The organism is Chlorobium ferrooxidans DSM 13031, from assembly GCF_000168715.1.
Classification (GTDB): Bacteria; Bacteroidota; Chlorobiia; order Chlorobiales; family Chlorobiaceae; genus Chlorobium; species Chlorobium ferrooxidans.
Window position 1 is genome coordinate 14,131 of record NZ_AASE01000004.1, and the last position, 13,670, is coordinate 27,800.

The window sequence follows — 13,670 nt, forward strand, 5'->3', positions numbered from 1 at the left end:
TCCAACGTATGGGGCCCAATGCCGCATCCTCACTCACACCCATCTTTACGCAGTCCCGTTTTTAGGCGCTTATCGATCCAGCTTTTTTGCTTTCAGGCGCAGTGAGTTGCTTACTACCGAGACGCTGCTTCCGGCCATCGCAAGTCCTGAAAATACCGGGTTCAGAAAGATTCCCCAGAAAGGGTAGAGTGCACCTGCGGCAAGCGGTATGCCGATGATGTTGTAGATAAAAGCCCAGAAGAGGTTCTGGCGGATAACATTCATGGTGGCGCGTGAGAGGGTTATGGATTGAGCAACCTTGTTGATATCGCCCTTCAGCAGGGTTATACCGGCGGACTCAATGGCAATATCGGTTCCCGTTGCCATGGCAATGCCGACATCGGCCTGTGCAAGGGCCGGAGCATCATTGATGCCGTCACCCGCCATGGCAACCTTTCTCCCTTCAGACTGAAGCGCCTTTATTTTAGCCGCCTTTTCTGTTGGGAGTACCTCTGCAATCACCTCATCAATGCCGACCTGACCAGCCATGTAGTTCGCCGCAGCACGGTTGTCGCCGGTCAGCATGATGACCTTCAGCCCTCTCCTGTGCAGTGCCGCTACGGCCGCCTTCGCCTCAGTTTTGACGGTGTCACTGAGCGCAATCAACCCCAGAGCGATCCGGTTCTCTTCAATCATGACGACCGTCTTTCCCTCTGCCTGAAGCCTCTTGACTTCGGCAAGTTCCCTTTCAGCCTCCAGAGGCTTGCGGATAGTAACCGGCAGCCCGGCAATGGTTGCCGATACCCCCATCCCCTCAAGTGCTTTGAATTCCGAAATATCCCTGAGGGTGATCGAACGCCTCTTTGCCTCGTCAAGAATAGCCTCTGCCAGAGGGTGTTCGGAGCGGTTTTCAACACTGGCCGCGATCTGCAGCAGCGACTCGGGAGTTGTGCCTTCAGAGAGAGGGGTGACGTCGGTGACCTTCGGGCTTCCGGTGGTAATGGTGCCGGTTTTGTCAAACACAACCGTATCGACCGAGCTGAGTTTTTCAAGGCTTTCGGCGTTGCGGATAAGGATGCCGTACTCAGCCCCTTTGCCGATGCCTACGATGATGGCGGTCGGGGTTGCCAGCCCGAGCGCACAGGGGCAGGCGATCACCAGAATGCCGACCATGCCCGATATGGCGTAGGAGAGTGCAACTGAAAAACCGAGGTATGAGGAGCCGACAGTGATCCAGATCAGGAACGTTGCAGCCGCAATAATGAGCACAACAGGCACAAAAATCCCGGCGATTTTGTCGGCTATCTCCTGTATCGGCGCTTTTGACCCCTGCGCCTCTTCAACCATCCGGATGATGCGGGCCAGAACCGTGTCGGAGCCGACATTGGATGCCCTGAAGGTGAAAGAGCCCTGTTTGTTGATGGTGCCGCCGATAACCTCATCCCCGCTCTTTTTATCAGCAGGAATGGACTCTCCGGTCACCATCGATTCGTCTATTGCGGAGAACCCTTCAATGATGATGCCGTCTACCGGAAGTTTTGCACCGGGTTTGATGATAACCGTGTCGCCTTTTCTGACCGCTTCTGACGGAATCTCAATCTCTTTTCCCTCCCTGAGCACAATAGCGGTTTTGGCCTGAAGATTAATCAGCTTTTCAATGGCTTCACCGGTTTTCATCCTTGAGCGGGCCTCAAGATATTTGCCGAGCAGAACAAAACCGATTACCACAATGGTGACGTCAAAGTAGGTGTAGTCAGGCACGCGCAGCAGCTCCCGCAGTGAGGGGATAAGGGTGATGAGTGCGCTGTAGACGTATGCCGTGAGGGTACCGATGCCGATGAGGGTATCCATGCTTGCGGCTCCGCTCTGCAGGAACATGACGATGCCGTGCAGGAATGGTGCTCCGATCCTGAAGACAAACCAGGTGGCAAGAACCATGGAGATAATATTGAAGAGCTCCATCGGGATTGGAAGGTTCGGGACACTCTCAATAAACCTTGAACCGATATCCCACATCATGAGGATAAAGACGAGCAGGGCTATCGGCAGGGCAAACTGCACTTTTGCTTTCTGATCAAGAAGCGCCTGCTTTTTCTCCTCCTTCAGGCGGATGGCTCCGGAAGCTGCGATTTTCTGCGATTCCCCGGCGCTTGCGGTTCCCGGCTCAGCCGCAATGGCATAGCCATACCTGCTGACGGCATCATTGAGTGCTTCAACCGGAAGGGTTTCATGGTCGAATGCAATGGTGACCTTCTCTGTGGCAAGATTGACATCGGCCCGGGTGATTCCCTCAACCTTTGAGAGCTTTTTGGTGATGATGGCTGCACAGCTTGCGCAGTGCATCCCTTTCACGCTGTATGTTCCGGTCGTTGTCATAGGTAGGGATTTGTGTCAATAACGTTATACCACTCTTTTCTCCACTCCCTGAGCATACCAAGCCCCCCCTTGAGGAACAGCTCCACAGCATCGGCATTGTCGAGCACTTCACTCCGGCTCGATTTCAGGCGGATCTCCCTGGTCATTCGGACGCCATTTTCATGATGAGCTATAAGCGCATTAAGAAAACGCAGATCCAGCTTGCTGTCACTGCTCCCGAGGTTCGCTACCTGCGGGTCCCGGACCTTTCTCCGGTCTCCATACCACTCCTTTTTCCATTGGTAGAGCTCGGCTATGGCCACCGGTTCGTTTTTCAGGATCTCCTTGCACAGATTTCGGATCTCCGTCCGCTGGCTTATCGAGGCCTTTTCAGCAAGCAGGATTGCTCCCCGGTGGTGGGCGATCATGCCGTCAAGGTAGCGCAGGTCAACCCATTTATCCGCCTGACCCAGATCCATGCTGTTTTTGTCATACATGGAGAGGGAGTATTGGGGAGTGAGCCAGTACCCCGTACCGATGCCGATTACTGCCATGACTATAGAGAGTGCCACAGCCAGGGAGAGAGAGATGTTTTTCATTGTTTTTTCATGGAAATGATTGAAATCATTACTGGACATTGATAACGCCCCTTGGCACTCCCATGGCGCAGGTGATTTTATAGCTGCCCGGTTTTTTTGCCGTGAACTCCATAATAACCGGTTTTCCCTTAACCAGTGACTGCGGTTTCTCGTAGAGACCGGGAATCATGATAGTGCTCATGCATCCGGTGCCAGTATCGCGAGAGTCAACAACCATACGTACTTTCTGGCCTGTTTTGACCTGGAAGGTTGAGGGCGTAATATCCTCTGCATTGGTATAGATGGTTTTGACAAGGGCAGCATTGCCGTCAGCGGCAGATTGTTCTCTCTGGTTTGTTACAGCGGCAACGGCAACGCTCTCTGATGTTCCGGCTCCGGAACTTCCCGCCAGGGAGAACCGGCCGGTGAGATCGAAGCGGTCATTCATATTATAGAGTGAAAAGAGGATGATGAGCATTCCGGCAGTTTTCATATAGAGTCTGGATGTTCGGGGGTTGCTTCCGAGTTTTGTGCTTGAAAAACCGATGATGAAGAGCGGGAGTGTGGTGCCGAGTACAAAAAAGAGCATGATGAGCATTCCGGCCGATGCTGAGCCGGAGAGTACTGCTGCACCTTCAGCTGCCATGGTGAAGCCGCATGGTACCAGTATAGTCATGACTCCGGCACCGGCAGCCTGCAGTGGAGTGGATTTTCTGTTTGCGGCTTTTGATGGTCGGGCTTTTTTCGGCAGAGCAATGCTGAAACGGTTAAAGAAGGTAATGCCGAGCATCTGCAGCGCAGGCACAATCATCAGGAGTGAAATGGTTACGATCATAAACGATGTAAATGCCGGCGAGAGATGGATGGTTTCGCCAACAAGCCCGAGCAGCGCACCGAAGAGTGTATAGGTTGCAATCCGCCCGATGTTGAAAAAGAGATGGGGTTCCATTTTATGCAGGAGTGATGCATCTTCCTTGTATTTGCTCATCCATTGCGATGTGAGTGAGAGAAGCACTCCGCTGACAAGTGCGGCGCAGCTTGAAAGTCCGGCAAGGAGCCCGAAGAGAAAGAGTGTGGCGAGGGAGCTTGCTCTGTCAATTGCCGGGATGCTGTGCAGGCCGGAATAGGAGAGCGTTGAAACAAATCCCGTCACGATGAGAGCTATAGCAGCGGCTTTCAGCAGTTCATCAACACTGTTTTTTTGTGCTGGAGTGTCGGAAAAGGTATAGGCCCCGTTGGAAAAGAGAGCGTTCAGCTCCCGGGCTGATATGTCGTCACCGTTGTAACTTACACTTACCGTTCCCTTCGCCATTGACGCTTCGGCCTCACTGACTTTTCCTGACTCAAGCAGCGTCTCTTCAATAATCTCTTTACACGCCGGGCAGTACATGCCTTTGACTGTATAGGTACGGTGTTTCATAATCATATGGTAAAGGATAGATGTGCTGCAAGGGTTATAGATGTATCAGCTATTACCTGTATTGAACAGGTAAAGGTTCCATTGCCGGGTTCTGCCAGCTATTAGAGAGTAACAGATATCGTGCCAAACCCGGCGAGGCCTGTTCCAGGCGGGAGGGCGTTCTCTGTATGATGAAAGATATGGAGAATATTCTACACTCAGGGTTGACTATTCTCCATGTTGCTGGAGGAGAAGTGCGACGTGAAGAGCAGGAGATAACGCCGGATCCGGTTATTTCCCGGGCTGTTCGATACCATACTTCTCAATCCGGTAGATAAGGGTATGGCGGGGTATTCTGAGAAAGCGGGCGGCAGCGGTCTGGTTCCACCCATTGCGTTCAAGCGCTTCAACCACAATTTCCCGTTCAAGTTGTTCAAGCGGGTACCCCTCTTCCGGCAGCCGGAGTATGGCGCGGCCCGTCGTTCTCTTCTCCCGGAATTTGGAGGGCAGTTCATCCACGGTTATGGTATCGCTGTTTCGCATGATAAGGAGGCGCTCGACGGTGTTTTCAAGCTCACGCACGTTTCCGGGCCAGTCATACTCCTTCAGCAATGCAAGCGAGCTCTTCTCAAAAGTGACCGCTTCTCCTCCATGTTTTGATGAGAAATAGCGGACAAGGAGCTGAATGTCCTCCCGTCGTTCGCGAAGCGGGGGAAGATGGAGAGGGATGACGGCGAGTCGGTAGTAGAGATCTTCGCGGAAGGAGCCTTCCTCCACAGCCCGGTCGATATCAAGATTGGTGGCTGATATGACCCGGACATCAAGTTTTTCAACCTTCGAGCCGCCAACCGGTTCAACCTCCTTTTCCTGCAGTGCTCTGAGGAGTTTCGGTTGCAGTTCAAGCGCGAGCTCGCCAACCTCATCGAGGAAGATGGTTCCGCCGTTGGCAAGCTGGAATTTTCCGGTTTTATCCTTGATCGCCCCGGTAAATGCACCCCTTGTATGGCCGAAGAGCTCGCTCTCAAGGAGGTCACGGGGAATTGCCGCACAGTTTATGGTAACAAACGGGCCATCCCTGCGTGAACTGGCGGCATGGAGGGAGCGGGCGACAAGCTCTTTGCCTGTGCCGGACTCACCGGTGATGAGTACTGAAGCCTCGGTGTCAGCCACCTTGCGGATCACCGCAAAGAGCTGCTCCATCTCTTTTGAAGAACCGATGATGGTGCGGAAATCCTCTCTGTCGGAGAGTACCCGTTTGAGTCGGCGGTTCTCCTCGCTCAGGCCGGAGAACTGCAATGCCTTTTTGACGGTAAGGCGGAGCGAGTCGCGGTTGAAGGGTTTGGTGATATAGTCGTAGGCTCCGGCCTTCATGGCTTCAACAGCAGCATCAACACTTCCGAAGGCGGTTATGATGATCACCAGCGTTTCCGGAGAGCGCTCCCGGACGCTTTTGAGCACCTTCATGCCATCCATTCCCGTCATTTTCATGTCGGTGATGACCAGGTCCGGGCCGAACAGGTCAAGGCGCATCAAACCCTCTTCACCCGAGGCGGCGGTCTCTACCTCATACCCCTCCTCCTGAAGGTTATATTCAAGGACTCTGCGGAGCGAGGTGTCGTCGTCAATGACAAGAATTTTTGCTTTCACGTTGCTTCTCCCGGCTGAGTCCGTTGTAACGGGAGTCTGATGGTTACGGTTGTGCCATTTGCCGCTTCACTCTCAACCTTCAGCGTCCCTTTATGGTTTTCAATGATGTTTTTCGTGATAGCCAGTCCCAGTCCGGTTCCGTCAGACTTGGTGGTAAAAAAGGGCTCAAATATTCTCTCCATTGCCGCTTTTTCAACACCCGGTCCGCTGTCGCGGAATCGGATCTCGCAGAAAGCATGCTCTGCAATTGTCGTGGATATGGTGACGCGCCCTCCCTCCGGCGTTGCCTGCAGGGCGTTGATGATGATGTTCAGGAATGCCTGGCGCAGCTTCTCGCTGTCGGCCATGACGATCATCGCAACAGCGTTCGGCTGAAGCTGTAGTGCAACCTGCCGTTTGCGGGCATCGTTCATCACGAGGGTTACAATGGTCTCCAGCTCATCCTGCACCCGGCAGGGTTTCATCGCCATCGGCTGCTGGCGCGCCATGTGCAGAAACTCCTCCACCACCCGGTTCAGTCGTTCGGTCTCGCGGATTTGTATATCGATGAACTCATGTTTGGGGGTGCCGGTGGGGTAGTCGTCCCGGAGAATTTCGGCGGTTCCCCGGATGGAGCTGAGCGGGTTGCGGATTTCGTGTGCAAGGACTGCCGCCATCTCTCCGAGGGTTGAGAGCTTCTCCGCCCTCCGTAACTGCTCTTCAATGATGATGGTCTCTGCTGACTGCTCCTGCAGTTTGCGATAGGACTCGGTCAACTCGCGGCTGCTTTTCTGAAGCTCTCCGGTTCTTTCCCGTTCCCGTTGCGAGAGCATACCGGTGACAGTTCCGACTGTATTGTAGAGCAGTATCTCAAGGTATTTTTCCATCTCCATACCGGGGTGGCCGCCCCACTGGTAGAGTATGTGAGGGGCGTAGAGGATGCTGACGAAGAGTGCACAGAAGAGTCCACCCCGGAAGCCGAACCAGAGCCCCGACAGGATGATCGGCAGATAGTAGAGCCGCTGGAAGATGTCGTGCAGATAGGGAAGCTGGAGCGGCGTCAGGTAGTGCAGCAGGCTGATGGCGATAACCGAGGCTGCCAGTGAGAGCGTCCGGATGCGTGTTGCTGTTTCCATCTGTTCCGCCCTCACTCTATTGGCATGGTTCAGGGTTCAAACGAACGGTTTTCGCACTAAATATACCCTTTTTCATAATGGGCAGTTCCCCCGAAAACATCTGTTTACCTCATTTCTTTCGAGCCGGTACCTTCGGTTTTGAACTCCGAGGTGGTATGGAACTCCAGGTCGGGATAGTCCTCCCTTGCGGTTTTCATCATCCATTCGCTTTCGGCAAAAAAGACCGGATGATCCTCCTTGTCAAGCGCAATGGCGTTCCATTTGCGGCGCAGAAACTCGTCAAGCATCTCCTTGTTGCTGCCGGTTATCCAGAATGCCTTGTGAAAGCGCAGAGGAGTAAAGTCGCACTGGGCGCCATATTCGTGCTCCAGACGGAATTTGATGACGTCGAACTGGAGTTCGCCGACGGTGCCGATGATTTTGCGGGCTCCGTGCTGGATGAAGAGCTGGGCGACCCCCTCTTCGGTGAGCTGGCGTATCCCCTTGTCGAGCTGTTTAGCCTTCATCGGGTCGCGGTTTTCGAGCGCCTTGAAGATCTCCGGAGAGAAGCTCGGGATACCGCGGAAGTGAAGCTCCTCGCCTTCGGTAAGGGTATCACCGATTTTCAGTGAGCCGTTGTCGTAGAGGCCGATCACATCTCCGGGAAACGACTCGTCAACCACACTTTTTTCATTGGCCATGAACTGGGTTGGGCTTGAAAAGCGGATTTTTTTCTGCAGCCGGGTGTGGTAGTAGAACTTGTTGCGCTCAAAACTGCCCGAGCAGATCCGGAAAAATGCGGTGCGGTCACGGTGGTTCGGATCGAGATTGGCGTGGATTTTAAAGACAAATCCGCTCATTGCCGGTTCCGAGGCCTTGACAATTCGCTCTGCCGCTTCACGTTCATCCGGGCTCGGGGCCACGGTGAGGAAGGTTTCAAGCAGCTCCTTGACGCCGAAGTTGTTGATGGCGCTGCCGAAAAAGACCGGAGCAAGCAGGCCGTCACGATAGGTCTCCTCATGAAAGGGCTCATAGACCCCTTCAATCAGGGCAATGTCTTCGCGGAGTTTATGGCAGAAGCTCTCCGGAATCCATTTTTCGAGTTCAGGGTCGTTCAGGTCACTGACCTTGATGATACTTTCGCTGATTCTTGTGGTATTGGCTTCAAAGAGGTTGAGCCCTTTTTTGTAAAGGTTATATACCCCCTTGAAGCTCTGCCCCTGGCTGATCGGCCAGGTGAGCGGCCTGACGCTGATCTGAAGCTTTGCCTCAAGCTCGTCAAGCAGTTCAAAGGGGTTGCGCCCCTCACGGTCCATCTTGTTGATGAAGATAATGACCGGGGTGTGGCGCATGCGGCAAACCTCCATCAGCTTCTCGGTCTGCTCTTCAACGCCTTTGACGCAGTCCACGACGAGAATGACGCTGTCCACTGCCGTCAGGGTGCGGTAGGTATCTTCAGCAAAGTCCTTGTGGCCGGGAGTGTCGAGAATGTTGACCCACTTTCCGGCATATTCAAACCCCATGACCGAGGTGGCAACCGATATGCCGCGCTGCTTTTCGATCTCCATGAAGTCGCTGGTGGCGGTTTTGCGGATCTTGTTGCTTTTTACTGCACCGGCAGTCTGGATGGCGCCGCCGAAGAGCAGAAATTTTTCGGTCAGTGTGGTTTTACCCGCATCCGGGTGGCTTATGATGGCAAACGTTTTCCGCCGTGCGGTTTCCTTTATTAAATCCATTGCGTGTTTTCGTGCTCCTGCTCTCAGTTCATGACTGCCATGCAGGGTGTTGTAAAAAAATGGTCTGCAGAGTGGGCCAAGATACAAAGAAGCCGGGTAATAAAAAGAATCCGGCCCGGCCCGATGCTTTTACTCTCGCTGGATTGCTCACGATTAGTTATTTTCCGGAAATAACATACATCATAAGGGCACCTCTATTTATTGTCGTAACAAGCCCGAGGACAAGGCGGATGGAGCACAGAAACCGGAGTGTACACGTAGTACAGGAGGATTTCAATCACCACCCAACGCAGTAATCGGGTTTTGGAATAAATAAATAGAGGTGCCCATAACAAAACGCTAAATGGAGGTTGTGTGGCTTCACTTGAAAAAATTCTCGATCAGCTCAGTGGCTATGTCTGGGGTATTCCGCTGCTGGTTCTGCTCTTTGGAACCCATATTTTTCTGACCTTCCGGCTCGGCGTTATTCAGAAGTATACCTTTTCGGCGATCCGGATGTCCTTTAGCAGAAAGAAGGAGGGAGAAGGGGAGATCAGCCAATTCGGAGCCCTTGTTACCGCACTTGCGGCCACAATAGGCACCGGCAATATTGTCGGTGTTGCCACTGCAGTTGCTGCAGGCGGTCCGGGAGCGGTACTCTGGATGTGGCTGACAGGCGTCTTCGGTATTGCCACCAAATATGCCGAGGCTGTACTCTCGGTGAAGTACCGCACCGTTGCGGAGGATGGCACGGTTTCCGGCGGGCCTATGTATGTGCTTGAAAAAGCTTTGAAGATGAAGTGGCTTGCGGTGCTCTTTGCACTCTTTACTTCTGTTGCCGCATTCGGTATCGGCAACATGGTTCAGGCTAACTCCATTGCCGTTATGGTGGAGCATAACTTCAACATCTCCCCCTGGATAACCGGCTCCGTGATCACCGTGATCACCGCCATTGTCATTATCGGGGGCATCAGCTCCATTGCCAAGGTTTGTGAGTACCTTGTGCCCTTTATGGCCATCTTTTACGTTCTGGGGTGTGTCGTTCTGCTTTTTATTCGTCATGAGACCATCATGGATACCATCCAGCTTATCATCTCATCGGCGTTTTCCGGTCAGGCCGCTATCGGCGGATTTGCCGGAGCAGGGGTCAGGGAGGCGATGCGTTTCGGTATTGCTCGCGGACTCTTCTCCAACGAATCCGGTCTCGGCAGCGCTCCGATTGTGGCGGCCGCCGCCCAGACCAAACATCCGGTAAAACAGGCGCTCATCTCTTCGACCGGAACCTTTTGGGACACTGTTGTGGTCTGCCTTGCAACCGGGATAGTAGTGGTCAACTCCGGCATGTGGCAGAGCGGTCTGAAAGGGGCGGAGCTTACCAGCGCGGCCTTTACCGAGGTGCCCTATATCGGCAATGCCGTACTGACCTTCGGTCTACTGACCTTTGTCTTCTCAACCATTCTCGGCTGGTCCTACTACGGTGAAAAGGCGATAGAGTACCTCTTCGGCAAAAAGCTCATCATGCCCTATCGCTGGGTCTGGGTTGCCGCCGTCATGGTTGGTTCCGTGGCTTCCCTTCAGGCGGTCTGGACCTTTGCCGATATTGCCAACGGCCTTATGGCGCTGCCGAACCTTGTCTCCCTTATCGTGCTCAGCCCTGTCGTTGCCGCCGAAACCAAAGACTATTTTTCCCGTCCGAAAGCCGAAAGGTGAGGGGAGTTTTAACAGAAGTTGCCATCGCTTTTAGGGGGGGTGAAATAATCCTGATTTCCGGATTTTTCACCCCTTGAGGTTATAAAAAAAATGGTATAATAGCACACCGTTTTATTAATCAAATAAGCAAGTCATACCATGAATTTTAATCCCTGGCACGACGTTGAGATTGGAGAGGGTCAGCCGAATGTTGTCAACGCCATTATCGAGATTTCAAAAGGAAGTAAAACCAAGTATGAGCTCGACAAGAAAACCGGAATGCTGAAGCTTGACCGTGTTCTTTTCTCCTCCATTTTCTACCCTGCAAACTACGGCTTCATCCCGAGAACACTTGGTGATGATCATGATCCGCTTGATATCGTCGTTATATCCCAGTGTGACATTGTTCCGATGTGCATGGTACGCGCAAGGGTTATTGGCGTTATGCGCATGGTTGACCATGGCGAAGGTGATGACAAGATCATCGCAGTTGCCGAGGATGATGTCAGCATGAGCAACGTCCACAACATCGACCAATTGCCACCCTACTTCGGTTCCGAGCTCAAGCACTTCTTTGAGGAGTACAAGGCGCTTGAAGAGAAGACGGTGCTTGTCGAAGAGTTCCAGGATGCAGCGGTCGCCCGTGAGTGCGTGAAGCATTCCATAGACAACTATATCAAGGTATTCTGTTAATGGTACCACTATTTATTTGTTGCGCGATTTGATTGCTTCGTTGGCCGGTGCTCGAAATCCTCATGTACTCTCATGTACACTCCGGTTTCTCCGCTCCGTCTGCCTCGCACTCAAACCGCTCACGACAATAAATTAGCGGAACCAGATGAGGTTTACCCTTGCCACACACCTATATTCGACTGTCGTCAGAAAGGCGGTCACTGTTTTCAGGCAGTGACCGCTTTTTTTCTTTTCTGGCAGTAGTGATTGCCGAACCTGCCGAGCTGGTTCTGGCTATCGCCGGAACACGGTTTGATTTGCTTGAGAATTGATTTCTTTTTATTGTGCTTTTGATCTGATTGCATCCATCATCCTCCAGACCACCATCTCCAAACAACGATGAAACGTTTTCTCCATGTCGGATGCGGACCCCGCAAGAAGAGCCAGACAACTCGCGGATTCAATACTCCGGAATGGTCAGAGCTGCGTTTTGATATTGATTCAGCGGTTTCCCCTGATATTATCGGTTCCATGACGGATATGTCTGCCGTTGAGAGCGCTTCAGTTGATGCTGTATTTTCAAGTCACAGTATCGAGCATCTCTATGCTCACCAGGTTCCTGTAGCACTTGCTGAGTTCAGGCGGGTACTCAACCCTGAAGGGTTTGCCGTGATTACCTGTCCGGATCTGCAATCGGTTGCCGCAATGATCGCTGATGACAAGCTTACCGATCAGGCTTATATTTCACCGGCAGGTCCGATTTCGCCTCTTGACATCCTCTATGGTCATCGTCCCTCCCTGGCCAGGGGTCAGGAGTACATGGCTCATCGCTGCGGATTTACACAAAAGGTGCTGACCGGAACGCTGCGGGTTGCCGGATTTACCATGGTTGCCTTCCGGAGGCGAAGTGCTCCCTATTTCGACCTGTGGGCACTCGCTGTCACGACGATGATACCGGAACCGGAGCTGCGTAATCTGGCCTCAATCCATTTCCCGGGATAGTTTGGCCCCTTGGGTTCTTCGCTGCACTGAACTGCTCATATATTCGACTATCGTCAGAAAGGCAGTCACTGTTTTCATGCAGTGCCCGCTTTTTTGCGTTTGTGGGCAGAATTTCCTTCTTGTGAAGGATAGCAGAATAATTACCGTAGTTCATTATCTTTTCTTCAGAGGTTCCGGCAGTATTCTCAGCCCGTTAAACAGCATCAATAATATGACTAAAATGCCGTTAGAAAAGCCGTTTGATGAATACATAAGATGTGAAGCTGATATACTTATTGGGAAAAGCGTTGTAAAAAACACCAAAACAAAGTGTTTTTTATGGCTTCCCAATTCGTTTTCAGCAGAACCACACTTCTATCTTCTTTTGGAGAAATCAGAGGATATCGAAGTGTTTAGTAGGGGAGTTGAAAAAAGACTTAGGTCTATCAATTTAAAAATCTCCAATTCGGAAACTAACGGTCGAACTAATTGCAATAATCATATCATAAGAGAGGCATATTTTGCTGGACTACAGACGACTAGAATTGCTGAGAATTGGAGTGAGTGCTTTGTAAAATATCATTTTCCTAAATATGTATATTCGTATGGAAAAGGTAATGATGATACGAAGTGTCGTTTTTTTATATCAGAAAGTGAATTATTAATGACTCAATTGCATACAGAAGAGCACTACACTGGAAATATAAAAAGAAAAGTGGTTTCTAATATTCAATTTGGCTCTGAAGTAGAACATTTAGGCATAAAAATGATATCTACAGATCGATACATTGGGAGGTTTGAGTCAAATATCCTTGAAGTGATTGCGGATAATCCTTTATGCTCATTATTGTCTTTGTACAAAAAAGTAATTCCTGTTGTTGATATTATTCTGCTATTAACATCTTTTGCTGAAAGAAGAAGACATAATTGGTATAAGTGTGATGGGATGATAAAGGAGTCTTTATTTGTTTGCTATAATACAAGAAAATCTTTTTTTAAAGATAAAAAGGTTTTTCGGCTAATAAGCGAGTATTCATTTAAAGAATATCTCGGAAATTCATTAAAAAATATTGGCTATTCGAATTTGGTTTATGTTAAGAGGTTGTTGCAGTCTTATCTTTCTGGTGTTGATTATTCGATGAACGCCCAAATAATACTTTGGAATAGTATTCTTGAGAAAATACTTAAAAATAATTTTGAAAAAAAAAGAGATGAAGATAAGCAAGAGTTAATTGATAAAATGTCTGTGTATACTGTTGACTTGCCAGAAATGAAGGGTATGATTGATATCAGGAATTTAATAGCGCATGGAGATGATGTTGAGCCTAAGCAGTTATTGTTATTTCATGATAGTTGGCAAACGCTTATTGAAAGAGTTATTTTGAGAGAATTGAAGTGGGGTAACCTATCTGAAACTGATGTGGCTCCACATGGATCTAAATCACGTGGATTGGTGTGACTAACAAGAGTGAATAAGCACAGTTTGGCTAGCAATTATAGTGACTTTACATGAGTTCTCTTGTTCAATATTTAGGTGTATTCTGATGTATTTGTCTGGTTT

General features: G+C 50.8%; 11 protein-coding genes. 5 read left to right on the forward strand and 6 right to left on the reverse strand.

Translation table 11 applies throughout. The features are described from left to right. Positions 1 to 69 precede the first annotated feature (69 nt). The 6 genes from CFERDRAFT_RS03430 to CFERDRAFT_RS03455 form a co-directional block, all read right to left on the reverse strand. The gene (locus CFERDRAFT_RS03430) at positions 70 to 2,355 is read right to left on the reverse strand and encodes a heavy metal translocating P-type ATPase (RefSeq protein ID WP_006365814.1); all 2,286 of its coding nucleotides are present in this window, start codon (positions 2,353 to 2,355) and stop codon (positions 70 to 72) included. Continuing rightward, the gene (locus tag CFERDRAFT_RS03435) at positions 2,352 to 2,972 is read right to left on the reverse strand and encodes a DUF305 domain-containing protein (RefSeq protein ID WP_006365815.1); all 621 of its coding nucleotides are present in this window, start codon (positions 2,970 to 2,972) and stop codon (positions 2,352 to 2,354) included. The genes CFERDRAFT_RS03430 and CFERDRAFT_RS03435 overlap by 4 nt, the downstream gene beginning before the upstream one ends. After that, positions 2,962 to 4,332 carry an urease accessory protein UreH domain-containing protein gene (locus CFERDRAFT_RS03440; protein ID WP_198002388.1) on the reverse strand — a complete coding sequence of 457 codons (1,371 nt, stop codon included), beginning with the start codon at positions 4,330 to 4,332 and terminating at the stop codon, positions 2,962 to 2,964. Before CFERDRAFT_RS03440 ends, CFERDRAFT_RS03435 begins: the two co-directional genes overlap by 11 nt. A gap of 270 nt (positions 4,333 to 4,602) precedes the next feature. Further along, positions 4,603 to 5,958 (reverse strand): sigma-54-dependent transcriptional regulator, encoded by a 1,356-nt coding sequence (locus tag CFERDRAFT_RS03445; protein ID WP_006365818.1) that lies wholly within the window; start codon positions 5,956 to 5,958, stop codon positions 4,603 to 4,605. Continuing rightward, on the reverse strand, positions 5,955 to 7,073 hold the full coding sequence (locus tag CFERDRAFT_RS03450) for a two-component system sensor histidine kinase NtrB (protein WP_006365819.1): 1,119 nt from the start codon (positions 7,071 to 7,073) through the stop codon (positions 5,955 to 5,957). Before CFERDRAFT_RS03450 ends, CFERDRAFT_RS03445 begins: the two co-directional genes overlap by 4 nt. A 104-nt stretch (positions 7,074 to 7,177) precedes the next feature. Next, a complete protein-coding gene (locus CFERDRAFT_RS03455; protein ID WP_006365821.1) occupies positions 7,178 to 8,788 on the reverse strand; it encodes a peptide chain release factor 3 in 1,611 nt (536 codons plus the stop codon). A 354-nt stretch (positions 8,789 to 9,142) separates the two neighbouring features. On the opposite strand from CFERDRAFT_RS03455, the gene CFERDRAFT_RS03465 reads away from it, so the two are divergent. The 5 genes from CFERDRAFT_RS03465 (at position 9,143) to CFERDRAFT_RS03485 (ending at position 13,568) form a co-directional block, all read left to right on the forward strand. Then, positions 9,143 to 10,477 carry an alanine/glycine:cation symporter family protein gene (locus CFERDRAFT_RS03465; protein ID WP_006365822.1) on the forward strand — a complete coding sequence of 445 codons (1,335 nt, stop codon included), beginning with the start codon at positions 9,143 to 9,145 and terminating at the stop codon, positions 10,475 to 10,477. Positions 10,478 to 10,615: 138 nt separating this feature from the next. Further along, the gene (locus CFERDRAFT_RS03470; protein WP_006365823.1) at positions 10,616 to 11,149 is read left to right on the forward strand and encodes an inorganic diphosphatase; all 534 of its coding nucleotides are present in this window, start codon (positions 10,616 to 10,618) and stop codon (positions 11,147 to 11,149) included. 158 nt (positions 11,150 to 11,307) lie between these two features. Further along, entirely contained in the window at positions 11,308 to 11,460 is a 153-nt protein-coding gene (locus tag CFERDRAFT_RS12290; RefSeq protein ID WP_156777982.1) for a hypothetical protein, read from the forward strand. Between the two features lie 67 nt (positions 11,461 to 11,527). Continuing rightward, positions 11,528 to 12,130: a class I SAM-dependent methyltransferase gene (locus tag CFERDRAFT_RS03480; protein WP_006365824.1), complete on the forward strand. Its 603-nt coding sequence runs from the start codon at positions 11,528 to 11,530 to the stop codon at positions 12,128 to 12,130. Positions 12,131 to 12,341: 211 nt separating this feature from the next. Then, positions 12,342 to 13,568, forward strand: a complete 1,227-nt coding sequence (locus tag CFERDRAFT_RS03485; protein ID WP_040433044.1) for a hypothetical protein — start codon at positions 12,342 to 12,344, stop codon at positions 13,566 to 13,568. Positions 13,569 to 13,670 lie beyond the last annotated feature (102 nt).

Bases quoted from the DNA above. Each gene is read 5' to 3' on its own strand.
- CFERDRAFT_RS03485 (WP_040433044.1), top strand. From the start codon at position 12,342: ATGACTAAAATGCCGTTAGAAAAGCCGTTTGATGAATACATAAGATGT.
- CFERDRAFT_RS03440 (WP_198002388.1), bottom strand. From the start codon at position 4,332: ATGAAACACCGTACCTATACAGTCAAAGGCATGTACTGCCCGGCGTGT.
- CFERDRAFT_RS03450 (WP_006365819.1), bottom strand. From the start codon at position 7,073: ATGGAAACAGCAACACGCATCCGGACGCTCTCACTGGCAGCCTCGGTT.
- CFERDRAFT_RS03435 (WP_006365815.1), bottom strand. From the start codon at position 2,972: ATGTCCAGTAATGATTTCAATCATTTCCATGAAAAAACAATGAAAAAC.
- CFERDRAFT_RS03455 (WP_006365821.1), bottom strand. From the start codon at position 8,788: ATGGATTTAATAAAGGAAACCGCACGGCGGAAAACGTTTGCCATCATA.
- CFERDRAFT_RS03430 (WP_006365814.1), bottom strand. From the start codon at position 2,355: ATGACAACGACCGGAACATACAGCGTGAAAGGGATGCACTGCGCAAGC.
- CFERDRAFT_RS03480 (WP_006365824.1), top strand. From the start codon at position 11,528: ATGAAACGTTTTCTCCATGTCGGATGCGGACCCCGCAAGAAGAGCCAG.
- CFERDRAFT_RS03470 (WP_006365823.1), top strand. From the start codon at position 10,616: ATGAATTTTAATCCCTGGCACGACGTTGAGATTGGAGAGGGTCAGCCG.